The organism is Paenarthrobacter aurescens (genome assembly GCF_041549525.1).
Taxonomy (GTDB): domain Bacteria; phylum Actinomycetota; class Actinomycetes; order Actinomycetales; family Micrococcaceae; genus Arthrobacter; species Arthrobacter aurescens.
The window spans coordinates 925057-949002 of sequence record NZ_CP157456.1; the positions used below are offsets into that span (position 1 = coordinate 925057).

22 protein-coding genes are annotated in these 23946 nt (G+C 60.6%); 6 read left to right on the forward strand and 16 right to left on the reverse strand.

What is annotated here, in order from left to right; all coding sequences use genetic code 11:
• The first annotated feature begins 81 nt into the window (after nucleotides 1-81).
• Entirely contained in the window at nucleotides 82-1530 is a 1449-nt protein-coding gene (locus tag ABI796_RS04440) for an APC family permease (RefSeq protein WP_141285745.1), read from the forward strand.
• On the forward strand, nucleotides 1523-3217 hold the full coding sequence (locus ABI796_RS04445; protein ID WP_141285743.1) for an amidohydrolase: 1695 nt from the start codon (nucleotides 1523-1525) through the stop codon (nucleotides 3215-3217). Before ABI796_RS04440 ends, ABI796_RS04445 begins: the two co-directional genes overlap by 8 nt.
• 42 nt (nucleotides 3218-3259) lie before the next feature.
• Here the strand turns inward: ABI796_RS04445 and ABI796_RS04450 are convergent, their stop codons facing one another.
• The 6 genes from ABI796_RS04450 to ABI796_RS04475 all read right to left on the reverse strand — a co-directional run bounded on the left by ABI796_RS04450 (nucleotide 3260) and on the right by ABI796_RS04475 (nucleotide 9832).
• Complete coding sequence (locus ABI796_RS04450) at nucleotides 3260-3913, reverse strand: DedA family protein (protein WP_141285806.1); 654 nt, start codon at nucleotides 3911-3913, stop codon at nucleotides 3260-3262.
• 155 nt (nucleotides 3914-4068) lie between these two features.
• Nucleotides 4069-5148, reverse strand: a complete 1080-nt coding sequence (locus tag ABI796_RS04455; protein ID WP_174754599.1) for a LacI family DNA-binding transcriptional regulator — start codon at nucleotides 5146-5148, stop codon at nucleotides 4069-4071.
• Nucleotides 5149-5186: 38 nt separating this feature from the next.
• Nucleotides 5187-6089, reverse strand: coding sequence for a carbohydrate ABC transporter permease (locus ABI796_RS04460; protein WP_141285741.1), 903 nt, complete (start codon nucleotides 6087-6089; stop codon nucleotides 5187-5189).
• Nucleotides 6086-6967, reverse strand: a complete 882-nt coding sequence (locus tag ABI796_RS04465; RefSeq protein WP_141285739.1) for a carbohydrate ABC transporter permease — start codon at nucleotides 6965-6967, stop codon at nucleotides 6086-6088. The genes ABI796_RS04460 and ABI796_RS04465 overlap by 4 nt, the downstream gene beginning before the upstream one ends.
• A gap of 46 nt (nucleotides 6968-7013) precedes the next feature.
• Complete coding sequence (locus tag ABI796_RS04470) at nucleotides 7014-8351, reverse strand: ABC transporter substrate-binding protein (RefSeq protein WP_141285737.1); 1338 nt, start codon at nucleotides 8349-8351, stop codon at nucleotides 7014-7016.
• Between the two features lie 44 nt (nucleotides 8352-8395).
• Nucleotides 8396-9832, reverse strand: coding sequence for a GH32 C-terminal domain-containing protein (locus ABI796_RS04475; RefSeq protein ID WP_141285735.1), 1437 nt, complete (start codon nucleotides 9830-9832; stop codon nucleotides 8396-8398).
• Between the two features lie 598 nt (nucleotides 9833-10430).
• Between ABI796_RS04475 and ABI796_RS04480 the strand changes: the two genes are divergently transcribed.
• Nucleotides 10431-11051, forward strand: a complete 621-nt coding sequence (locus ABI796_RS04480; RefSeq protein WP_141285733.1) for a dihydrofolate reductase family protein — start codon at nucleotides 10431-10433, stop codon at nucleotides 11049-11051.
• Nucleotides 11052-11179: 128 nt separating this feature from the next.
• A complete protein-coding gene (locus tag ABI796_RS04485) occupies nucleotides 11180-12844 on the forward strand; it encodes an ATP-dependent DNA helicase RecQ (protein WP_174754603.1) in 1665 nt (554 codons plus the stop codon).
• 11 nt (nucleotides 12845-12855) lie between these two features.
• Here ABI796_RS04485 and ABI796_RS04490 read toward each other — a convergent pair whose 3' ends face one another.
• Both ABI796_RS04490 and ABI796_RS04495 read right to left on the reverse strand, forming a co-directional pair.
• A complete protein-coding gene (locus ABI796_RS04490) occupies nucleotides 12856-13785 on the reverse strand; it encodes an NAD(P)H-hydrate dehydratase (protein WP_174754598.1) in 930 nt (309 codons plus the stop codon).
• Entirely contained in the window at nucleotides 13763-14548 is a 786-nt protein-coding gene (locus ABI796_RS04495; protein ID WP_141285729.1) for a histidine phosphatase family protein, read from the reverse strand. Before ABI796_RS04495 ends, ABI796_RS04490 begins: the two co-directional genes overlap by 23 nt.
• A gap of 125 nt (nucleotides 14549-14673) precedes the next feature.
• On the opposite strand from ABI796_RS04495, the gene ABI796_RS04500 reads away from it, so the two are divergent.
• The gene (locus ABI796_RS04500) at nucleotides 14674-15969 is read left to right on the forward strand and encodes an NAD(P)/FAD-dependent oxidoreductase (RefSeq protein WP_141285727.1); all 1296 of its coding nucleotides are present in this window, start codon (nucleotides 14674-14676) and stop codon (nucleotides 15967-15969) included.
• Here ABI796_RS04500 and ABI796_RS04505 read toward each other — a convergent pair.
• Together ABI796_RS04505 and ABI796_RS04510 are read right to left on the reverse strand one after the other, a co-directional pair.
• Nucleotides 15955-16239: a DUF3040 domain-containing protein gene (locus ABI796_RS04505; RefSeq protein WP_141285725.1), complete on the reverse strand. Its 285-nt coding sequence runs from the start codon at nucleotides 16237-16239 to the stop codon at nucleotides 15955-15957. The genes ABI796_RS04500 and ABI796_RS04505 overlap by 15 nt on opposite strands.
• 108 nt (nucleotides 16240-16347) lie before the next feature.
• Nucleotides 16348-17034 (reverse strand): 3-keto-5-aminohexanoate cleavage protein, encoded by a 687-nt coding sequence (locus ABI796_RS04510; RefSeq protein WP_246095875.1) that lies wholly within the window; start codon nucleotides 17032-17034, stop codon nucleotides 16348-16350.
• A gap of 152 nt (nucleotides 17035-17186) precedes the next feature.
• Here ABI796_RS04510 and ABI796_RS04515 point away from each other — a divergent pair, with 152 nt between their 5' ends.
• Nucleotides 17187-17648, forward strand: a complete 462-nt coding sequence (locus ABI796_RS04515; RefSeq protein ID WP_141285723.1) for a GatB/YqeY domain-containing protein — start codon at nucleotides 17187-17189, stop codon at nucleotides 17646-17648.
• Nucleotides 17649-17652: 4 nt separating this feature from the next.
• Here the strand turns inward: ABI796_RS04515 and ABI796_RS04520 are convergent, their stop codons facing one another.
• The 6 genes from ABI796_RS04520 to ABI796_RS04545 all read right to left on the reverse strand — a co-directional run bounded on the left by ABI796_RS04520 (nucleotide 17653) and on the right by ABI796_RS04545 (nucleotide 23758).
• On the reverse strand, nucleotides 17653-18384 hold the full coding sequence (locus tag ABI796_RS04520; protein ID WP_141285721.1) for a DUF72 domain-containing protein: 732 nt from the start codon (nucleotides 18382-18384) through the stop codon (nucleotides 17653-17655).
• 361 nt (nucleotides 18385-18745) lie between these two features.
• Nucleotides 18746-18892: a hypothetical protein gene (locus ABI796_RS04525; protein WP_170224974.1), complete on the reverse strand. Its 147-nt coding sequence runs from the start codon at nucleotides 18890-18892 to the stop codon at nucleotides 18746-18748.
• A gap of 604 nt (nucleotides 18893-19496) precedes the next feature.
• Entirely contained in the window at nucleotides 19497-20753 is a 1257-nt protein-coding gene (locus tag ABI796_RS04530; RefSeq protein WP_246095874.1) for a hypothetical protein, read from the reverse strand.
• A 236-nt stretch (nucleotides 20754-20989) separates the two neighbouring features.
• Nucleotides 20990-21685 carry a hypothetical protein gene (locus tag ABI796_RS04535; protein WP_141285719.1) on the reverse strand — a complete coding sequence of 232 codons (696 nt, stop codon included), beginning with the start codon at nucleotides 21683-21685 and terminating at the stop codon, nucleotides 20990-20992.
• Between the two features lie 17 nt (nucleotides 21686-21702).
• Entirely contained in the window at nucleotides 21703-22956 is a 1254-nt protein-coding gene (locus ABI796_RS04540) for a hypothetical protein (protein WP_344762412.1), read from the reverse strand.
• A 160-nt stretch (nucleotides 22957-23116) separates the two neighbouring features.
• A complete protein-coding gene (locus tag ABI796_RS04545) occupies nucleotides 23117-23758 on the reverse strand; it encodes a hypothetical protein (protein ID WP_373092351.1) in 642 nt (213 codons plus the stop codon).
• Between the last annotated feature and the right edge of the window lie 188 nt (nucleotides 23759-23946).

Here is a 23946-nt window from a genome sequence, read left to right on the forward strand (position 1 = left end):
ACTATCCGATGTGAACTGCCACACTCCAATAGTTATTTGACACTGACGTCAAAAAACTAAATTCGACCTGAATGGACTCCCATGGAACAGCCCATTACCTCCGTTCCCGCACAGCCTCCCAAGCCTGCAATCGGGGCAGCGAACTATGACGCCTCGCTCTCCCGGAGCTTGGGACTAGGCGGCAATATCCTTATTACTTTGTCCTCGATTTCGCCTGCTTCCAGCGTTTTCATCCTTGGCGGAGCAGCCTTGACTGCATTCGGCACCGGGGTGGTGTGGGGATTTCTGATTGCCGGTGTTGTCAGCATCCTCGTAGCTTTCTGTTACGCGGAACTAGCCTCGGCCTACCCCGTGGCCGGCGGCGACTATTCGCTGGTTTCCCGGGCGCTGGGGCCGGCGTTTGGCGTCGTCACTTTTTTCATCAGTTTGGTGTCCCTGCCCTTGATTGTGGCGGTCTTCGCACTGGGCGTTGCCGACTACCTCGGCGTGGCCATTGCAGGGCTGTCACCGCAGCAAACGGCATTGGTGGTGGTGGTTCTCACTACCGTCACCGCCTGCTTCAACATCCGGACGAATGCGTGGCTCACCGGCGTCTTCCTGTTCATTGAAATGGCCGCGCTGGTACTTCTGGCCGTTCTGGGCTTCGTCCACATGGAGCGCCCTGTGGAGTCTCTCTTCACTGCCCAGGCTTTGGACCCTGCCACGGGCACCTTGGCTCCGCTCGCCATCTCGGGGCTCATGATTGCCGTGACCCAGGGGATCTTTGCCTACAACGGCTACGGGGGAGCGGTCTACTTCGCAGAGGAGACCAAGAACCCCACCAAGACCTTGGCCCGAGCAGTGATTTGTAGTGCAGCGGTGACTATTGCCGCAGAGATAATCCCGTTGGCAGCGATCCTGCTGGGAGCCTCATCCCAGGAGGAACTGTTTGGCTCAGCACTACCAGTGGAAGCCTTCCTGAGTGAGCGTGCGGGGGAAGCCGTCACCATGTTGGTGCTATTGTCCGTGGCGTTTGCCATCATCAACGCCATTATTGCCATCACGCTGCAGGCCGGTCGTCTGCTCTACGCGGCCGCACGTGATCAGGCGTTGCCCGGGCGTCTTTCCCTCAGACTGCGCAAAGTGAGCAGCAAAGGCCAAGTGCCCGTCGTCGCCACAGCGGTCATGGGCGTCTTTGCCTTTGCGGCGTGCTTCGTTCCCATTGACGTTCTCCTGACCGCCACAGGATCCACGCTCACTTTCAGCTATCTCTTCATCGCGCTGGCCGCCATCAACCACCGCCGGACAAACCGGAATCGGGCAGGCTACCGGATGCCGTGGTGGCCTTTGCCTCCGGCCCTGTGTATTGCTGCCCTGGGCTTGGTATTCATTGTTGCCATCCTGGATCCGGCGCAGTGGCTGAGCCTGGGCATTTCCTTGGTATTCGTGGCCGCCGGTTTCACGTATTACTTCCTGTACCTCAGGCCGCGGAGTGGGACCCACCTGCTGTTGCTTGACGCTGTTATTGACGAGGAGAACCACAATGCTTGACCTGTTGCTTCACAACGGAGCTGTCCGCACGTTTGATGAGGCCGGGTGGGCCCAGGCAGTCGGCATTACCGGTGGCGTCATCACTTATGTGGGGACGGACAGTGACGCTCCAAAGGCCCGACGGCGGATCGACTTGAGCGGGCGGCTGCTGACACCGGGTGTCATCGACAGCCACAACCACTTGCTCCTCGGATTCGATCCTGACGCCGTCAGTCTGGAGGGTGCCCACTCCTTGGCCGAGGTCCGCCGCCGGATCGCTGATCACGCGAAGGAGCGTCCGGACCTGGACTGGGTGTGCGCCGAGAACGCCGTGTATTCGGTAGTGGAGGGTCGGCGGCCCAACGCCGGGGACCTTAGGGGCCTGACTGACCGCCCGGTGTTCATCACCACCTATGACCAGCACTCAGTGTGGCTCAACGACGTCGCCCTGCGGGTGCTGGGAATTGATGGGGGCACTTCCATCCCATGGGGTCGCCCGGAAGTCGGGGCCGATGGGCGGCCGACCGGCTGGGTCACGGACTTTTACACAAGTGCAATGACCACCGCAGGCTTGCGGGGACTCCAGCGCGACATTCCCATGTATTCTCCTGACCGCCGCTATCGTCGGATCACCTCAAGTTTGGCAATGGCGGCAGCCAGCGGCATCACCACGGTGGTGGAGCCTCAGGTGCCGCTCGCGGAGCTTGACCTGATGTACCGGGCGCGTCGGGAAGGGAAAATGCACTCCCGGGTGATAACCGCGCTATTCCACCCCGTTGGTTCCGATGCGGAGTTCCGCAGGGATCTGCGCGAGGCAGTTGACAGTGCACCCATGGACGACATGCTGCGGCTTGGGCCGGTCAAGCTCTACGCCGACGATGTGATCGAACCGCACACCGCGGCCATGCTTGCCGACTATGCCAACAGGCCGGGCCATCGGGGAGCCCCGAGCATGCCGCCCAGCGAGTTCACGGCGATGCTTGGCGAGTTGGACCGTATGGGTTTCCAGACGCACACTCACGCAACGGGAGACCTGGGTGTCCGGATGGCACTTGATGCGATCGAGCAGGCCCAGCACCATAACCGCACCACCGACCGCCGGCACGGGATCGTCCATGTGGAGTGTTTGGACGACGCCGACTTGCCCCGGTTCGCCCAGCTGGGGGTTGTTCCGGCCATGCAACCACGGCACTGCTCGCCCGATCTCGTGGCAGGTACCTGGATGGACAATGTTGGCGAGGAGCGCTGGAACCGTGCCTGGCGGTTCAAGTCCCTTGCCGGGTCCGGTGCCCGTTTGGCCTTCTCCAGCGATTGGCAAGTGGGTGAGATGGACCCGATCGTGGGCTTTTACTCGGCACTGACGAGGGCTGGACTCGACGGGGTCTCGGCCTGGACCCCCAGTGAGCGGCTTGATCTGGACACAACCATCCGCGCCTACACGCACGGCGGCGCTTGGGCTTGGCACGCAGAAGATGAACTGGGCGTCATCCGCGTAGGCGCGAGGGCCGACGTCGTGGTCTGGTCGGCGAACCTGTATGCGCTTGGAGCGGACGAACTCCTGGGTGAGCGAGCTGATCTAACGATCGTCAACGGCGCAGTGGTCCACGATGCCCGGAAAGAATACGGAGAGGAGCCACCCGTGCAGGCCACCGCGGCGTATGCGACCAACGGCGTCCCGTCCGCTGCGCATTCAACATGTTCGCATTGACGGTGAACCTCTCAGCCGCGTGCAAAAGCAAAAGTCGCTCAGCTACCGGGCGCTTTCCTTGCGCTTCTTGATTCTCCGGATGATGAGCCAGACGATGAACGCAGCGAGCCCCGCGTACACGGCGTAATTGAGGAATCGCGAGTACTGGTCAACCAGGTGGTATTGCTTGCCGAGCAATGCGCCCGCGCCGATGAGCAGGGCATTCCATACGCCGGTGCCGGCCACAGTAAAAATGCTGAACGTGGCCAGGTTCATTCGTTCGGCGCCGGCCGGGAGGGAGATGAGGCTGCGCACTCCGGGTAGCAGCCTGCCAAAGAAGATGGCTGACTTACCGTGGCGTTCGAACCATTTGGCGGCTTTCTCATAGTCTTCCCGGTCAACCAGCGGCAACTTTGACAGCAGCTTGATGGATCTTTCCAGTCCCACCTTGTATCCCAGCCAATACAGGAGCATTGCGCCCGCATAGGCGCCGAGAGTGCTGGTGAGAAACACCAGGATCAGGTTCATGCCGCCCTGCTGGGTGAGGAAACCGGCCAGGGGGAGGATCACTTCACTGGGTATGGGGGGAAACACGGTCTCCAACAGCGTGAGCAGGCCCACGCCCCATTCTCCAAGGGCCTCGATGACCTGTGCAGCGATTCCTACAATCCCGGTTAACTCATCGGCTGCAGCGGTCGCCTTGAGCAAGCTGATCAGGTCGATCTCCGTTCGTAAAGGATGGTGCCGTAAAAGTCTGAAGCGCAGCGAGCTGACGTTTCCAAAGGGAAGCCCAGTGATGGGGGACCACTGGGCTTCCACCTCAACGCTATGCCCATCCAGGCCCTCGGGCAACAAGCAATGTCAAGAGGTTTTCAGGCTGGCAGGTGCACTGCCACAGAGGCGCGCTCCACTGCAGGGCAGGCGATCTTCACAGCAGAATCGAGGGGCGCCGCATCCAGGCCCAACAGCATGCGAACACCGGCAGCGCCAAGTTCGTAGTGGGGTAGTGACACGGTTGAAAGTGGAGGACGCAGGTGGGCTGCGATGACTTCCTGGTTGTCGAAACCCACTACGGCAATGTCATCCGGAATGGAGAGGCCGTTCTCCCTCAGGCCATCGTAGAGTCCCATTGCCATCCGGTCGTTGTAGCAATAGACGGCGCTGACCTTGAGCTTAAGCAGGTCATCGGTGGCGCCGTAGCCACCTTCCTGATCCGGGTAGGCTTCGAGCACCAAATCGGGGTTGAAGGGAATTCCGGCGCCCTCGAGTGCGAACTTGTAGCCCTGGAGGCGACCGTCCTTGGCAGGTGCGGGGGTGGTGGTGTTGATGAAGGCAATCCGCCGGTGGCCTTCGCGAAGCAGGATTTCCGTGGCCGACTGTCCGCCCTGTGCCTCATCAGGTACCACGGCGCGGGCGGCACCGGCCTCGGGGGAGAAACAGTTGACCAGGACAAAATCCGCCTCGCGAAGGGTCTCCGGGACATCAGTGGGGCGGTGGAACCACGTGGAGTACAAGATGCCACGTACTTTGTACTCCAGCATCATGGCGATTGCGTCTTTTTCGAGGTCCTTGTTGCCTTCTGTGTTGGCGATCAGTAAGGCGTACCCATGCTTCCACGCTTCGTCCTGGGCCCCATGGATGATCTGGCCGGCGAAAGGCGTAGTGGCGACGCCGTCGGCTACCAAACCGATGAACTTTGAGGTTCCGCTGACCAGCGTTTTGGCCATGGCATTTGGGCGGTAGCCCAGCTTGGCTATGGCCTCGGTGACCCGTTGACGCGTCTCGTCCGCGATGCGCGCGTTCTTCTTTTTATTTATGACCAGCGAGACTGTGGCAGTGGAAACGCCAGCCAATTCAGCGACTTCACGGAGGGTCACCGGATGGGCGCGGTCTGCTCTGGCATGGACCGCCGGGCTGCCCGGGTTGCCTGAATTTTTCTCCTGCGAAATCATCTGTCCTCCGTCTGGAGTATATCCGTCTGCCGCGGTGGTCATCCCTTGGTCGCCCCGCTTTCCAGGCCTTGGATCATGGCCTTGTTCAGGACAAGGAAGACCAGGAGCAATGGAGTGATGGTCACGCACACTGCAGCAAACGTGGCAGTCCAATCCACCTTTCCCATGGCGCCGATGTAATTTTGCAGACCCAGTGGGATGGTCTTCAGGTCCTCGGACAGGACAAAGGTGTTGGCAAAGATGAAGTCGTTCCAAATGAAGATGCTGTTCACCAGCACAACAGTGACCACGGTGTTGAGTGAGAGCGGCAGGGTGATCAGACCAAAAATCCTGTAGGGTCCGGCGCCATCCAAGGATGCGGCTTCGTAGGTTTCACGCGGAATGTATTCGAAGAAGGAGGAGAACAGATAGATGGACATGGGCAGGGCGAAACCGGCCAAGGGGATAATCATGGACTGATAGGTGTCCAGCAGGTTCACGGCGGAGTAGTCGATGAACAGCGGGACCAACGCGATCTGAACCGGAACAATGATCCCGATCAGGAAAAGGGCACGGACGAAGCGGCTCAGCCGGAATCCCAGAACCTGTATGGCGTAGGCGGCCATCATGCCGAACAACACAATGAGGATGTTGGCGCCCATAGTCACAATGAAACTGTTCAGGATGTTCCGGCCCAAGTCGCCTGTTTCAAAGGCCCTCGCGTAGTTTTCCCACGTCAACGAACTGGGAAGTGCGAACGGATCGCCGGTTGCAAAGTCCTGTTCTGTCCGCAGGCTGGTGAGGAACAGCCAGGCGAGCGGGTAGACCTGAACGATCACGATAAGCAAGATCAGGACGCGCGATAGTGTCCGGTACAGGCTCGGCTTACGCCGGCGTCGTTGATGAACCGGCGAGGATGGAGCTGACGCGCGCGGGGTAGACGGGGCTGTCTGGGTGATCATGAATCTGCCTTCCGCTTGAGCATGAACAAGATGAGGCCGACGGCGACGAGGCACTCGATCACGATGAAGACGGAGATGGTACTTGCGTAGCCGAAGTCCGTGCTGGTGAAGGCTGTCTTGTACATGTAGGTGGTGAGAAGCTCGGAGGACTGCCCGGGGCCACCGTTGGTCATGAGGTAAGGGATGTCGAAACCGCGCAGGCCGTAGGTGGTGGCCATGATGGTGGTGGTGATCCACACGGGACGTATATAGGGGAAGCGGATCTTGGTGAAGAGTGTCCACTTCGAGGCACCGTCCAGCACTGCGGCTTCTTCCAATTCCTTGGGCACGGCGATCAAGGCCGCGTAAATGATGAGCATGTAAAGCCCCGTGAACCGCCAGCCTTCGGGGGCGGATACGGCGGCCAGTACCGTGTTCACATCGGAGAGCCAGGCCCGTTCAAGGGAACCCAAGCCAACCCAGTGCAGCAGCTGATTCAACAGGCCAACCGGGTCAATGGAGTAGATGCGGACAAAGAGGAAAGCAATCGCGACGGTGGAGATCACCGCTGGCAGCAAGTACAGGGTCTTGATGAGTTCCCGTCCCCGACGCAGTGATGTGAGCAGGCTGGCTACAACCAGTGCCCCGCCAAGCTGCAGCACCAGGCAGATGGCCAGGTAGAGGAGCGCATTGAAGAAGGACCGCCAAAAGATATCGTCTGCGGTGAGCATCCGGACGTAATTTTGGAGCCCAACGAACTCCATCTCGCTGATGCCGTTCCATGAGAAGAAGCTCAGGAACAGTGACTGAAGAATCGGGAAGAGTACGGCTGCGCAGTAGAGCAGCAGTGGTGGAAGCAGGAAGACCAGGACGGAGGTTCTTGACCTGTTGGGTAGCATGGTGGGCCTTTCGGGCGGGGGCTTCGGGAGCCCCCGCCGCTTCGGTTTACTTGAAGAACTTGGGAGCGTTCTGCTTGATGGCGTCGTCCATGGTTTTGGTGAACTGTTCGGGCGAGATGTTGCCTTGGACCAGTAGGACGAGCTCTTGTTGCAGCCGGCCGTTGGTGGTGGGGTCCAGCTGGGTATCCCACGGCATGGCTTGCTTGTCCCCAAGCGTGGTGGCCGTTTCCAGGGCCTTCTTGTACAGCGGAGTCGCGTTGGCCGGGATGGCCGTTTGCACGTTGGTGGTGGGGGAGAGGGCTCCGGTGGCGGCGTACTCAGCCGGGTACTTCGCCAAGGCGAACTTCAGGAAGTCGCTGACCAACGGATCATAGGTCTTGGAGTTCACGGCCATGCCAATGCCGGACGGCGAGACGAACTCGTTGGCAGCGGTCACCGAACCTTCAATGGTGGGCAAAGTGAAGAAATCGACGTCGTCCCGGACTTCAGGGTTGAGCTTGTCCGTGGCGAGGCTCGGAAGTTCCCAGGTGCCGATGTTGTACATGGCGGCTTGTCCCGAGGTGAACTGGTTCTGCGCATCCGAGTAGCCCTGGGCGGAGAAGCCCTCCTGGAAGCACTTGGCCTTGCCGAGGTCGGCCATCCAGTTCACGGTCTTCTGACCGGCCTCGTCCGTAAACGACGCCTCGCCCTTCTTCAACTTCTGGACGAAGTCCGGTCCGGCTTCACGGAATGGCTGGTAGGCAACGTAGCGCTCCAGCGGCCATTGGTCCTGCCCGTCGATGGCGATGGGCGTGATGCCTGAATTCCGCAGTGCAGTGCACATGGCGGGAATGTCATCAAGGGACTTCGGCACGGAAACGCCGGCCTTCTCGAACAGTGCCTTGTTGTACCAGATGAATTCGAGTTCGAACTGGAACGGAATCATGTACAGGGAGCCGTCGTCGAAGCGCTGGTAATCCAGTGCGCCGGGCCGGTAGTCGTCGTAGACGTCCAGTGATTTCAGGAGCTTGTCGGCGTCCACCATTTTTCCTTGCTTGGCAAGTTCCTGAGCGAAGGGGGTAGCATCCGTGTCAAACAATTCCGGCAGCTTGTTGGCTGCTGCCAGGGTTTCGAGTTTTTGAATGTAGGAGGGCCGGTCCGGGGTGGTGATGAGGTTCAGTGCGAAGCCCGGGTGGTCCTTAGCGTAATCGTCCGCGAGCTTTTTCATGATGTTGATGACAGCTCCATCCGCGGGCCTGGAGAGCAGCCATGATATTTCGCGGGGTTTGATCTCCCCAGTGGGGGTGACGTTGGAGGGGTCGGTGGCGGTCCCTCCACCGCCACAGGCGGTCAGTGCCAGGGCAGTAACAGCTGCCACGGCGGCGGCTCGGAGTAGTTTTTTCATTGAGGCAATCTCCCTTGATTGGAACAGAGGTTGGGGTGCGGTATTCAGTTGTCGGTACGCTGGCGTATCTCAAGTTCGGTAAGGGTCGCGGTTCCTTCTCCGGCGAAGACGCCTATCCGGCCGGCTGTGAAGTCGTAGATTCTGGCGCTGAGCGCCACCTGATGGTCGACGACGGCGACGCAAGTGTCGCCGTCGACGATGACCTCAAGGGTGTGCTCGCCAGGGGTGAGGTTGCAGGGCCGCTCAAGTTCGACGTCGAACGGGACGTCCCCGGAGACGTGCCACTGCGCGTCGCCGGTGATCGCTCGCGGCCAGCGGTCGAAGACGAGCCGGCCACGTTTGGGTTCCAGACGCAGGACGTAGGAATGGTCGCCGTCGTGGTTCGAGCGGAGCAGCAAGCCGCACTCTGTGGTGTTCGGGGCGATGTCCAGCACTGCCTTGGCGTAAAACTGCTGTGGCAACTCCTCGTCCGACACCAACGCCGTGTACCCGTCCGGCACCTCAAGCCGGGACGGCAGGGCACCGTTCAGAGAAACCGGGACGTCTTCCCAAAAGCTCTCCACCAGCTCCTCCGCGAAGGAGAATCCCAGCGTTCCGTCCGGATTTTGGCGGGCTTCCAGAACGGACATGGTTCCAGCCCACTGCCAGGGACCGTGATCGGTATTGCCTTCCTTGCTGGCAATCCATCCGAAGAAAAAGCGCCGCCCGTCGCGTTCTGCCGTCTTGGACGCGTAGAAGGCGCGGCCGTCAATGCTGTCCAAAGCAGGCACGCTCCATGGGCCCTCGGGGCTCTTGGCCATGCGGTAGCGGGTGGTGAACGATTCCGAGAACTCGGAGTACACCATGTACCACCAGCCGCCCCATTGGAAAACGTCCGGGCATTCATGCGTGATGTAGCGGCGCGGATCCCAGAACGGTTCGGTGTGCTGCCACGTTGTCAGGTCCGCGGACACGCACTGTGCAATCACGCCGCGTCGACGTTCGGGCCCGGTGGAGTGCCTTGCCGCGAGAAGCATCCTCCACTGGTTCTTGCTGTCATCCCGGAACACAAAGGGATCGCGCCAATCACCGGACTCATAGCCGGCCGGGGCGCCGAAAGTGTGTTCGGGGTGCTTGTGCCAGGTCCGCATGCCGTCAGTACTGGTGGCATGCATGACCAATTGCAGTGGCACCCCATCGGGTCCGAGGTTGCGGGGGTTCTGACCGGTGTAGAACAGGTGATGGACGCCGGAATCGTCCTTGACGATGCTGCCTGTGTAGGCGTTGAAGTCCAGCTCTGTTTCGCTGCCGTGGTGCAGCGAAACGCCGTGGTCCTCAAACTGGGTGAGGTCTTTGGTGGTGACCAGATTCCATGAGGTGCCCGGTTTCGGGTCGGAGCGGTCTTCGTGAAGGTAGAAGAGCCAGAACTCCCCGTCCTTCTCGAACGGGATGAGATCTCCAACCCAGCCGTCGGCTGGTTGGAAGAAGACTGGGCGTTTCATCTGCGCTGATGTCCATTCTGCTAAAGCGTTTGATCACTCGTAAGTTAGCGTGGATATCCAGCGTGTTCAAGCGTTTTAGCAAAATTTGTTTCGGGCATTTTTCCTCATGCTAAAACGCTTGACCATCGTCGCATCGAGCAACTAAGGTCGTGCGTAAGTGGGCGTGCGTGAGCGACGCCTGATGCGTTCGGTTGCCCGGCCGCCTTACCGGAAGTGGCTCATCGGGAGTTTGGTAGTCCTCTGTAGCCGACCCGGCCCGCGCTAGGCCCCGTGTGGCCGAATGCGGGCGTGGTGCCCGGATCTGACCTTCAATGAGGAAGGCCGAAACCGGTGGACGGCGCGAGGCTCGCCCCGTGGGTGGCGGGGGTGGCGTGCCCTGGGTTTGTGCTCCTCTTCGGCGCGCGAGGATGGGAGCAGGGCCAGCGGCAGGATGGTGGCTGCGAGCCAGACAACCACGCCGATAAGCACTAGAAGGATGGCTGAAGTGGGCTCCATGAGATCAGCATAGACACATTGGATGCCGTTGATAAGTAGCCTGATTACCCCATTCGTTGGGCGGTGTCCTTGACAACCCGGGTGTGGTCACCAGACTGATTTCATGTACAGGAACAGCCGCGTGTCAGCCCAGTTTTCCATGTCCCTCGACGGATTTATCGCCCGGGATGACGACGGAATCGGTCCGCTGTTTGACTGGTATGAGGCCGGCTCAGTGGAAACGTGGATGCCAGGTCACCCTGTGCCGTTCCATCTCAGCGAGGCCGATGCCGCTTATTGGCAATCACTTCCCCGGGAGGGTGCGTTTATTGCCGGCCGGCGCATCTTCGATATGACAAAGGGGTGGGGTGGCCACCCGCCCAACGAGTCACCAACGGTGGTCCTGACTCATCGTGAACCCCCGTCTGATTGGCCACCGGTGCGGCGGGATGGCCGGCCGGTCCCGTTCGAGTTCGTTGCGGACCTGGAGTCGGCGCTGGAACGTGCGGCCCATCTCGCTGACGGCAAAGAGATCGGTGTTGCCGGCGCGGACGTGGCACAGCAGTGTTTGCGCCTCGGCGTGGTGGACGAACTCCGGGTGGACTTGATCCCTGTTCTGCTGGGAAGCGGCATTCGCTGGTTCGGCGAACTTGGCGGGGACATCATGCTGGAGGATCCCGTGATCATCCCTGGGACCCGCGTGACGCACCTTAGCTACCAAGTACGTTCAGGGGACGTGCGCTAACGCCCAACAATTCGAGGTTATCCACACCCGGGCAAACTGCGTACGACGGCGGGGCCTCACCCGCGCTAGGCTGGTCACCTCGGCTGATGCAAGTGGCCGCAGGAACCACAACGCGGAGCCACATCTTCATGTCCGATGACCTTGCCCTGACCGCCCTGGCGGCCTCGTCCTTTTCCCTGCCTGAACTGCGCGACGGCCAGCTCGCTGGCATGACCGCCCTCGTCGAGGGGCGTGATGTCCTCGCTGTCATGCCCACTGGGTACGGAAAATCCGCTACCTATCAAGTGGCAGCACTGCACCTTCACAACGCAACCGGCAGACCCGCCGTCGTCGTTTCTCCGCTCATTGCCTTACAAGAAGACCAACTGGACGGGCTGAGTGAGGACTTGGGTGAGGGGGCCGCCGTCGTCGTCAATTCCTCACTGAGTGCTTCGGAGGTGGAGGCGGCTTGGCAGGCGGTGGAAGCCGGAGACGCGGTCTTCCTGTTCCTCGCTCCTGAACAGTTGGCCAAACCGGAAACCGTGGATCGTATCGCCAAGCTGGACATCACCATGTTCGTCGTTGACGAGGCACATTGCGTCTCCTCCTGGGGCCACGACTTCCGCCCTGACTACCTCGACCTTGGCAACGTCCGCGAGCGCCTGGGAAACCCGCCGGTCATTGCACTGACGGCAACAGCATCGCCACCGGTGCGTGAGGAGATCGTCCAGAGATTGGGTATGACGGATCCGCTGGTTCTGGTCCGTGGCTTCGACCGCCCCAACATCAGCCTCGACGTTGTCCGGCACCAAGAGGACAAAGGGAAGCGCAAAGCTGTTGTGGAGCAGGTTCTCGAGCTTGCCCGGACCGAGGGCCTGGGGCTGCTGTATGCCGCTACCCGCAAGGACACCGAGAAGTTCGCGGCCATGCTGGCAGATGGTGGTCTCCGCGCCGAGGCGTATCACGCAGGGCGTGCGGACTCGGACCGGGAAAGCATCCATGAGCGGTTCCTGGATGACCAACTCGATGTTGTGGTTGCCACTACCGCCTTTGGCATGGGGATCGACAAACCCAACGTCCGGTTCGTAGTGCACGCGAATATTCCGGAATCGCTGGACGCCTACTACCAGGAGATTGGCCGTGCGGGCCGCGACGGCCAACCGGCCTTGGCCATACTGCATTACCGTGCCGAGGACCTTGGGTTGCGTAAGTTCTTCGCTACCCATGCCCCGGATGCGGAGGAACTGATGGCTGTACTGAAGGTCATCAAGAACGCTGGCGCGCCTGCTCCTAAAACCGCCCTGGCAGAGCTCACCGGTTTCCCGGCCCGCCGTGTCACGGCACTGGTGAATCAGCTGGAGGAAGCGGGCGCCGTGAAAACCGGCAAGCGCGGTACCCGCCTGAGCTCCAAAGCCAAACTGACCGCGCTGGTGGAGCGCGCCGTCCATCTGGCCGAAGCCCGGCAACGTGTGGAACAGTCCCGGCTCACCATGATGCGAGGTTATGCGGAGACGGATGCGTGCCGTCGCCAGTTCCTGCTGGGCTACTTCGGGGAGGACCTGCCGGAGCCCTGCAGGAACTGTGATGCATGTGCAGAACATCCCGACGACGCCAGGTCAAGCGGCGTCGGAAATGGCACCTCGGCTGCGGAGAATCTGTTCCCCTTGCAGTCCACCGTGATCCACAAAGAGTGGGGACCGGGGTTGGTGATGCGCCACGAGGAAGACGTTATGACGGTTCTGTTCGAGCAGGAAGGCTACAAGACCCTGTCCCGAACCGCCGTCGTCGAGCATGAATTGCTCAGACCCGCTTAGCCGCGCGCGAATCAGGTATTGAGCTCCAGCATGAGGGCCGGCAGTTGGTCGGCGAGTTCCCGGGCAAGGAACCCCAAGGGCCCGAGCTTGCTGGCCAGGCGGTCCGCGGCGGCGGCATGAAGGTGGGTGCCCCAGCACGCAGCTTGGGCGTCGCTGGTGCCGCGCGCCCGGAGCCCGGCGATAGCGCCCGCCAAAACATCGCCGCTACCTGATGTGCCCAGCCCGCCGTAGCCGGTGGTGATCTTCCATAGCGCCGATTCCGTGGGGTCATCAGCAGAAGGACCGGAGATGTAGCCTTGGCAACTCACCACGGCATCAAAACGCCGGGCAATCTCAGCTACGTCGGCTCCCAGATCCTTCACATCCCTGCCAAGGAGGATTCCAGCCTCTGTGGGGTTCGGCGTGAGGATCAGCCTTCCGCGCCACGGACCTAAATCGTCTTGGATCTCCACCAAACCGCCCAAGGCGAAGGCATCCAGGACGATAGCGGGAGCGCCGCCGTCGTCCGTGGTGTCGAGTGACTTTTCGCGTTCCAGCAGCGCTCGCAGCAGCGATTCGGCGAGGTCCGGATGGTCCAGCCCTGGTCCGATCAACACTGCATCAGCACGATCCAGGTATGAGGAGATCCTGTTGAGTCCTTCTCCGGTGACGGACCCTTCCGGGGTTTCGGGCAGGCCCACGGAGCCACATTCCGGGAGTGCAACTCCCACCGGGACCGCTACTGATTCGGCCACCGCAAGAGTGATCTTTCCCGCGCCGGCGCGTAAAGCGGAGGTTCCCGCCAGCAACGCTGCACCGGGGGTTGCACGTGCGCCACCAATCACCAGCACTGCACCGCGCGAGTATTTGTCCTCTCCGGGGGCGGGCAACGGCCAGTCACGCAGAAGCGATGGGGTCACCAGCGTGGGGTCTTGGGAGTCACTGTGGGTGGACACTGGCATCTCCGGCGTGTTCTGTGACAGTGACGCCCTGCTCGGTGAGGTGATCCGCAACGTTGAAGCTTTCGAGTTCCCAGGGCCCCGCGCCAGTGGGCCTCACGTACCGTGTGATTGACGCATTGAGGACTGAGGTGGTGGCGGCAAGGTTGAGGATTTCCTTCTCCGTCATTCCTTCCAACACGTAGCGCACCAGCAGAATGACGGCGTCGTGGCAGACCAGCATCACCCGGTGGCCTGTACCCAGGGTGTTGAGCTCATCCAGAATTGAACGCAGGCGCAGTGCTACGTCAGCCCACGATTCTCCGCCGGGCGGCCGGTAATACAGCTTGCCCAGCCAAAGCCGCCGCTCAGCTTCGTCCGGATAGCGGCTCTCGACGCCCAGACGTGTCAGCCGGTCCAAAATTCCCAGTTCCCTGTCGCGGAGACGCTCATCCGTAAGTACTTTCATGGGCCAACCGGCGGTCTCAACGGCGATCTCCGCCGTTTGCAGTGCCCTTGCGTAGGGGGAGGAGACAATGGCATCAGGGCGAAGTTCATCGGCAATCCGGGCGAGTGCCGCCCCCAGGGCCTTCGCCTGGTCCTGCCCGGTGCTCGACAAATTTACATCAGCGTCCCTGGCCGGAACATCAATGACTTCGGCGCCCGCCAAACGTGCCTCGGTGGCGGCCACGTTGCCTTCGCTCTCGCCGTGCCGGATCAGGAGCAACTCCACGGCGCCTGCTTCCTGCACTGCGTCCGTCAGCCCGTCCTCGTTCACTAAGATCACCCTTCCGCGTGCGTTGCCGAATGCAGAACACTACCCACTGCGTACCCACAGGAGAAGAACATAAACGCTCGACGGCGGGTCACGGGCCTCTGTTGTCCGGACGTGGAGTGCAGTAAGTTGCTCGCATGGAGGACTCATACCCAGTCATTATTGTCGGTGGTGGATTCGCTGGTGTCGCAGCGGCGAAGGAGTTGGGGCGCAAGGGCGTCAGCGTCCTGTTGATCGACGCGAATAATTATCACCAATTTCAGCCGCTCCTTTATCAAGTGGCTACCTCACAAATTGGGGTTTCGGCCATTGCCCGGCCACTGCGTTCTGTTTTCCGGCGTTACAAGACAGTGAAGGTTCTGACGTCGAAAGTGGACTCCGTTGATGCCGCCGGGCGGGCGGTTACAACCGCTGACGGCCGCGTTTTCCACGCAGAAATCCTGGTCATCGCTGTGGGAGCGGTGCCGAACTTTTTCAACACGCCTGGAGCCGAGGAGAATGCTTTTCCTCTGTATTCGGTCACAGATGCCACCAAGCTGGGGACCGGCCTTACCCGGCTGCTGGACCAAGCTGACAGAAACCCTGATGGGTCTGTGGATGTAGTTGTGGTGGGAGGCGGGCCCACCGGGGTTGAAACAGCCGGAGCAATGGCCGAGAACGTCAAATACGTGGTGAGCAAGTACTTTTCGCCGGAACTCGCGGCACGCTGCAGAGTTCATTTGGTGGACATGGTGCCCAGCGTCCTGAACATGTTTTCCAAGAAATCCCAGAACTACGCCACCGATCATTTGAAAAAGGTGGGCGTCCAACTCCACATGGGAGTGGGCGTGACCGAGGTCCGGCCGGACGGAGTGACATTAGCCGACGGCAGCTCCGTCCCGGGGCAAATCGTCGTGTGGGCCGGTGGGCTGAAGGCGGGCGATCTCATTGCCGGCTCAGGCCTTGCCCAGGGGAGAGGCGGCCGAATTGATGTCCGAACGGACTTGACCGCCCCGGACGCGGACGGCGTTTATGTGATCGGGGATGCAGCCAACATCACGGACTCAACGGGGGCGAAGCTACCCCAGCTGGGCTCCGTTGCCCAACAAGCCGGAAAGTGGGCCGCGAAGAACATCCTTGCGGACCTTGGCGGCGGCAGTCGCGCCCCCTTCAGATATGTGGACAAAGGCTACATGGCGATGGTGGGTCGTGGCGCTGCGGTGGCAGAACTGGGCCGCAAGCGGCTCCAACTCCAGGGCATCCTTGCCTTTCTGTCATGGCTTTTGGTGCACCTTGCCCTGTTGTCCGGACTCCAGCAGAAAATCCGTGCTTTGTTCTCCTGGCTCAACGGGTACCTTCTCCACAGCCCAGCACAAGTTGTAGTCAGCGGGCCCACTGAAAAGGAGACAACTGAGCAGGATCCGCCTGGGCGGTTGCCTTCAAAGGAGTCTTGAGGAGGACTCGTTCCTGTACGCGCGGTGAGCGAACACACCGTGCCCGGCAAGGAACATGCCGACCAGCGCAATAAGAAACCCTTGCAGAGGGATGGCCAGCAGGAGCAACAGCACTCCGACGGCGATGGCCAGGACGTCGCGGACGCGTGGCTGAACCGGCCCGCTCACCGGAACCCCGGATTCCAATTGACGGGCCAGCTCCGGGTCCTGGATGAAGAGTTCGCGCTCAAGCTGCTGTAGAACTTTGCGCTCCCTTTCTGAAAGTGGCATGGGAGTCCCCTCCTAAGCGCTAAGGCTCCGTTGTGCGATTGGCGGGTCAGCTGGTTCCGTGGACAACCCCGATTTCCAGTGACTCGACAAGCTAAGCATGCTTACTATTCACATCGCAAGGAAAAATTTGGCCGCAACAATAAGATCGGCATTGCCGCCGGCCCGCCTCCCGTCCGGGAGCAGAAGGGTGTCTTCGAGGCCGATTCTGGTGCCCAATCCCCACCGGGCAGCAAGCTGCACCGCAGCCCATGCTGACCCCTCCTCACCGTGCAGCAGGACGGGTGCCTGGAATGCTTGCCGGCTACCGGAATGATTCGGTCCCTTCACCAGTTCCAGGAGGCGAACCGCCTCGCTTTCCACAGTTTCGGCTGGGACGTCCTGCACTTCGATCAACACCCTTAAACATTGGGTTTTGAGCGGAGATGAGGCCCACTTGCGTGCAGCGTCGGCCTGCCAGATGCCGGCCTCGACGGCGACGCCCCGGTGGTGGAGGAGTGCCGCCACCTCTTCCGCACCTTCCTCGTGCCAATTCACGGAAGCGAAATCCGGGAGCTCATACCAGGACCGGATCATCTCCAACCGGGCCGGAGCATCGGGGGAACTCCAAGCGCCCGTTGTCACGCCCAATGGCGTGCCCGGGCACGCTTTACGGAGGGCACTCAACCATGCGGCTACGTACTGGGGTTCCAGCGTGTCCTGGCCTTGTGAATTCTTCGGATGGACGTGCAGGGTTTGCGCGCCGGCAGCCACGGCAGCCGCAGCCTCTTGTGCAAGGGCTGCCGGATCCGTGGACAATCGAGGATGGTGAGATATGTCCCGGGCGCCGTTGAGACAAGCCTGTAGCATCACGCCATTCATGCTAAAGGTTGGCGGCTTGCGGCGGGAGACCGCCTTGAGCGCCCAAGCTGGGAAGATAGCAAGAGAACCCCCCAACAAGGAGCCACATCATGACACTCAAAGAACGCCTCAAAGCGGACGTCGTCGACCATATGAAGGCGGGCAACAAGGTTGCCTTGACCACTGTGCGCAACGTTCTTGGTGAAATTACTACCCGCGAGAAGTCAGGCAAGACGCCGGTGGAGCTCGACGACGCCCAGGTCACCTCGCTGCTTCAGAAGGAAGCCGCAAAGCGTCGGGATACGGCTCGGATCTACACCGAGGCGGGCGAGGCAGATCGGGCCGCAGCCGAGGTGGCGGAGGCCGAAATCATCGAGGCTTACCTGCCGAAAGCCCTCACTCGGGAAGAAGTGGAAGCAATCGTTGACGATGCCGTGGAGGCTCTGAAGGCTGATGGCCAGGAGCTGTCCATGCGTTCCATCGGAGCTGTCATGAAGCCCGTGACCGCCAAGGTTGCTGGCCGTTTTGATGGCAAGACTGTCAGCGAGATCGTCCGGGGTCGCCTGGCGTAGAGAGTCAACTGACCCCAAGCAGCCACCGCAGAGTGTCAGCGTTCCGCACGGCGTTACCACCGCCGTCGTTGTTGAAGTAGACGTATACGTCCTTGCCGTTGCCGTCCCACTCGCGAATCCGGTCCGCCCACCATCGCAGATCATCTTCGGAGTATGAGCCGCCGTAGAGGTGCTCATGGTCCGGGCCGTGCAGCCGAATGTACACGAATGGTGCGGTGGCCCGGAGGATGCACGGCAGATGGGCGCCGCTCATGATGCAGTAGGCGGCGCCTCGACGCTCCAGCAAGGCGTACACGTCCGGGTGGTCCCAACTGTCATGACGAAACTCGACGGCGATGCGGACCCACTGCGGAACGGTGGCCAGGAAGTAGTCGAGTCGGGCGTCGTCCCGTTGAAGATCAGGTGGTAGCTGGACCAGCAGGACAGCCCTTTTGTCGCCGAGTTCGTGCCAGCAGCGCACAATCCGTTCCACCCAAACTTCGGGACTATAGAGCTTCTTGCCGTGCGTCAGGCCTCGCGGCGCTTTTACCGACATGGCGAAACCGGCCGGGAGTCGCTCCCTCCAACTCGCGAAGGAAGTGTCGCGAGGCCATCGGTAGAAACTCGCATTCAGCTCGACTGTGTTAAATCGCGACATGTAGTGGGCCAGGCGCTTGGCCGCAGGAAGACCCGGGGGATACAGCACGTCCTCCCAATGGTCGTAGCTCCAGCCCGAGGTGCCAATGCGGATGCCCATGATGTGGATGGTAGCGGGATTTGGGCCGAAAGGGTGGTTGGCTTGGGCAGCATCATCCCTATGGGCCCCGGATTCCACCAGTGCCGTAGCTGCATCAACGGTTCGGGGTAGAACGTCGCCTCCAGCGGTGACTGGAGCGGCTCGGGGCGACAGAGATCCATTCCATAGACCCAGGATCCAGCCACTTCCAGGGCCGAAGCGCTTGCAAGGATGGTCGCAGCACTCTCATGCACCTTATCGGTTTTTGTACCCAATTGGAGCCTGAGACTCAGCGTACCCAAAGCTAGATCAAAGATCGTGTGGCCGTCTTCTTTCACAGTGTCGCCCTTCTTTGAACGGTCTCCCTGCCTTAAACATAGTTCTATCCGGTCCCGGCAGCTCTGCGGGGGATACCGTCGGTGACAGCGCTGAAAGCCTCGCCGTACGCGAGGATGGCATTCAGGGTCCACTCCTTGAGCACGGCCAGCACCCCATGAGGCAGCGGACGCAGATCAACGAGTTCGTCCATGGGTAGCATGTAGCCGCTGTCTGCCGCTGTCTGCCGCTGAGTACGTGAGTGCGCCGACTGGCGGGTACCAGATTTGTTCCCCGCGTCTTCGTCGGCTGATTTCGTAGCCGAAGATGCCGCCGTGTGTGGGTCTCCAGACCTCCACCAACGACGCAAAGGTGTTGACAATGGCGTCTCTGCCCTGCACCTGCGCTTTCTCAAAGGTCAATGAGAACGAATCGCTGGAAGGCACGTGGTGTGCTCCATTGCTAATGGCACCGCGACAGGTCCACGACGGCGGCTTGGGTTTTGCGATGGCGAAAAGTTCGAGTGCCTGAAGTCAAGAAAAGAACCTTGACGGGTCCCGTTCCTCTTAGGCTCCGAAGAGTTTCTTGCTGATTTTGGCGAAGACGCCTGGTTTAAGCGAGTTGGAACAGAGTGAGCTTTGAAGGCAGGCCGGGTTTGGGACTCGGGGTGGGAGTCATTTCCCAGTCCAAACTTACGGGTTTTCCTGCGGTCAGGTGCTGTTTCACTTCTCCGATTATCTCGGCTTCGACCTTCCCGACGATCTTTTCCCGATGCCCCTATTATGCCAAGCGTGCTGTGTGGAAATAAGCCTGCGCCTTCACCGATGAATCCCAGAGCAGACAGGGCTGCGTGGCCGACGTCGTAGCCGGGTCTGCCGAGCCAGCCTGCTTTGCGTTTGTTGCCATCCGTTGCGGTTCGCTTCCCCGACGGGGTAGCGACCGGTGTGGCTTTTGGCTGATTCGAGGTGCCCGTCGGCGTCCATTTTGAGGGTGAAAGTGTTTTGCAGCCCGCCGTCGACTTGGACGACCACGTTGTAGGTGACGTTGGGCATGGGCTTGTTCAGTTCCACGGACCAGGCGCCTCTTACCCCGGCGTAGGTGTCAACGATGACGACTTTGCCGTGTTCGTCGGTGTAGAACTTCTCAAGTGTATTGGCGTCGTGGCTTCCAGTGACGTCCCTCATTTTGGTGCGATGATCGACGATGTACTCGGCGTTCGGCTGCAGCCCGGTTTTGGCGGCGAAGTTGTCTCTACGGCTGACGGGGAAGAGCAAGTCTCCGTGTTTGACGATTATCGTGTTTTCGACTTTTGTCGGGAGGACGAAGTGGTCGGGCACGACGGCGGGTTCGGCCGGGTGGGACGGCAGCTCTGTGCTGTCAGCCTGGGGCGGCACGAATGCCGGTGGATTGTTTTGGCGGATACCGGCGGCGGTGCTGTCGAGCTTGTCGGGGAAGCCAGTGTCCATGCTGCTGCGGGTCATGACGCCGCTGGGATCTGGCGTGAGAACTGCGGGGATGCCGGATTCGACCGACCGGAAACCGTCGGCAAGGCGTTCGAGCCCGCCGGCCACAACCCGTTTGACGCCGCCGGCTGTCTCCACGGTGGTGGTTGTTGCAACTGTGATCGCGGGCCAGGTGGCCGCGCTGGCCTTGGTCATTGCATCCTGCACCTTGGCCGTGGTGTTTGGCATGAGGATGTCAGAGATCTTCAGGGTGAGGGAGCCGGGTTTGGCCAGGAACACTGCGGTCGTGTTGAGGCCATTCGCGGTTGTTCCGAGCATGGCCGAGAGATTCCCGAGGCCTGTTCTCTGCACGGTGGCAACGCTGAGACGTTCGGCCAGGGACCCGGCTTTGCTGGCCAACGCCCCGGATTTTAAGGCCGCACCGGCATCGTAGGAAGCGGCGATGCCGGCGATGTTAAACACTGTGGCGCCGGCGGCCCAGTTGGCGTTCGTGTCGGCCTCATCGGCATGGATGAACGCCGGCCCCATGGATCCGAACAGGTCCAAAGCCTTTTGGACGTCTGGGGCTTCGCGTTGCTTGCGTTCTTCGTCCCAGAGGGACAAGGGTGTCATGGCAAGTGGTTCCGAGCGCCCCTGGTGTGGCGTTGAGCCCCTGTACGAGTCCCCACGTTTCGTTCGGGCGATAGGGGACTGTTGCTTTGCCCAAGGGTGCTCCTCTTGAGGGTGTTCGCTTCCCAAGAAGGTCCCGGCGTTCCAAAGGACTTCGTCGGGGTTGGAAGTGGAAAACTCGACGACGGAAATCGGCTGGTTGCCCGACATTCTGGTAACGTCCGGCGACCAGTCAGGCGTTAAATTCGTGCTGCATGAACCTTTCGGGCATAAGCGATCGCATGCTCGATGTCTAAGTCATGAATGACTGCTATCGTTCCTTTTGCTGTTTTCCAAACGGTCGCTTCATCCAGAGCCGGCAATGGCGGTTGCAGGCTATCAGCCCAATAGGTCACGAGGCCAACACCTGGCTGGCCAATGGGGCGATTGACCCTGTCGGATATTTCGTCGGTGAGAGCCGCGCACCAATCGGCCTCCCAAATTTCGCCCACGAACTCCACCAGCGTGGTCAAGCCCGTAGAGGAGGGAATGCGGTGAGGATCGTCGGTTCGGAACGCGATCCTGAGGGAGTTTCCCAACCGGGTGCTGGCACCAATAGTGCCGGTGACGGAGACAAGCTCTCCCTCCGGCAACCCGTTAGTGCTTCCGTAAAGAGGCAGAGCCACTCCTCCCCTCGTCCACACCCGGTCGTCATCACCCAACGTCATGAATGGCCTGAGATCTACCGCAGCAGGCTCTCGGTGGGTGGGAAAGGGTCGCATAACGATGCGGTCTTCGTCACCGACATCGGCGGCCCAGCTTAGTTTTACGCCCACGACCGACTCGATCGTACCTAGGGTTCTGAGGAGTTTTTCCGCCAGCTCTTGTTCTTCCTCGGCTCTCATTGGCCATCGGCCGATGATGATGGGCCGACGGTGTGCGTTTGCTTCGATCATTCCGCCTGTAGTTTCTGTCACTTGTTGCGTGGGAGATATTTAACTTCAACAGGGTAGTCGAGCTCCCTGGCTGCACGCTGGAATCTTATGGCAAGATCCTCGTTACGAGTAAAAATCCATTCCAACCGTGCATCGGACGGTAGCGCTTCAAACTGCCTTTTAAGTTGATTGTCGACCCATTTACTGATCGTCTTGTCGGTGGCACCTATCTTCTGAAAGAAGCGTTTTTCCAAATAGGTGTAGTTTCCCTTGACCTCCTGAAAAACCTCAACTGGTGGATGTCCTCGCCACAGATGCCCGTCGAATTCAACCTTAATGTTGTCTTGGATTACGACATACTCAACCAACTTGCCTTTGGGGCCAACGCTATCAACCCCGGTCCCGAAGATCTGGTCAGGGACGCCATTCTTGCTTCGACCGCCGGTGGGTTCTTGCCAGATCCCGGGTCCTCCGTCGGTGTCGCCGATGGTGGGTTGGAGGTCGGGGTGGCGTCCTGGGAGGGACGGGTCTCCGAGTGTTTGGTCGGAGATGCTGGGGAAGGGTTCAGGGGCTGGCTTGGCCTTAGCGCCGGCTGCGCTGGTCTGGTCGACCTTGGCCAGCCACGGGGTTTCTGGGACTGGTGTGGGGAGTTGGTGCGGGATACGGGAGTAGGCGGGTGGTGGTCCGTTGAGGGTTTGGTTGAGCTTGGTGAGTCCGTTGTCGAGTTTGTCGAGGGCGGTGCCGATGCCGTTGTCCCAGATGGCGACCCGTGCTTGGGTGAGTTTGGCGGTGATGGCTGCTGTAGTTTCGCCGAGCAGATTGCGGGTTGTGCCGGTGATACTGGTGGTTGCTTTGGACAAAGTGGCGGCTTTGGTGAGGGCGGCGGCTTCGGTGCCTAGTTTGCCGCCGAGGGATCCTGCTTTGAGACCGGCGCCGGTGCCGCCGATGAACATCGAGCCGACGTCGAAGGTGGTTGCGCCGAGGGCGTAGGCGGGGTCGGTGCCCCATTCGTCGTAGTGGATGGTTTCTTTGGCCGCGTTGAGGGTGGTCAGGACGGCTTGGGTTTCTTCGGCGGTGACGTCTTTACCTCCGCGGGCAAACACGTTTCTGGTGGTGAGCGCCGCGCCGCCGAGGGCGAACATCCCTTGCCAGGCTTGGGCTTGTTTGATTTTGTCGGTGGTTCCGAGCAGGGTGTGCAGGCCTTGCCCTGCGCTGATCAGGGCGCTGATGAAACCTTGGCCGGCCGAGCCGGCCCCGCCGCCGAGCCGGACCGAGATGTTCGGTGGCCCCAAGGCAGCTCGGGGAGTTTTTCTTCGTTGCCCAGTGTGGACGCGGAGTAGGGCCATGCGGTGCGGTTGATGTCGCCTTCAGCAGATGAACCTCGACGACGGCGTAGGCAGCTCCGCTTCTTCGTGGAGCTTTGGTTGCGGCTGCTGGAGAAGTTGGGGCTGCCTAGCCGAAGAGCTTGCGGCCGACTTTTGCGAAGACCCCTGGTTCTTTGGACGGGTCGATGATCTGCGGTTGGGCGGAGAAGTCGGTGCCGGTTTCGGTGACGGGGAGGCGTTTGTTGTTCCACTCGACTGTTTGCAGTTGTGGGTTGTAGACAGGGGGTGTGATGCCTTCGGCGCGGAACACCGTCCACATCCACTGGGGTATGTTGTCCAGCGTGCGTGGGAAAGCTTTGAGGTCCTGGAACAATGTCAGTGCGTCCGCCGGACGATCAGGGATGGTTGTTTCATGGGCGGGTCTGAGGAGTTCCACGTCGAAGACCTCAAGTCTGCCGTCCGAATCCGGATAGAGGTAGACCTTGCAGCTTGTCCACGTCCCTTTACCCTGGACGTACGACTCGCGGCGGATTTCCTCTAGCCAATCAATCATGGACTCGCGGGAAAACTCCAAGGAGAAGCTACGCGGTCCCCAGACACCATCTCGCAAGATCTTCTCAGTTTGTTGGGACCAGGCCTGATGAATGACCGAGGTACTTATAACTTCTTGGGCACCGAAACCCAGAGCGCCTTCCCTGAAGGTTTCGCTCCTCAACCGGGTGAGGCCTACTAGCACGGAGGGCCTGGAAATGATTTCGCTGCTGCTCAAAGTGACTCCTTCTGCTCCACGGGCAAATTCGGAAAACGGCGAGTCGTTGATGTCTCCGCGTCGCACCGGAATGTAACGTCCACCCTGCTAGGCAGCCCGTTTCGGTGCAGGTGCGGCTTGTACCTTTAGACGTACGTCTAGGGGTTGTGCGGTGTCGACGCGGTGGAGGGCCTTGGTCATGAGGTCTC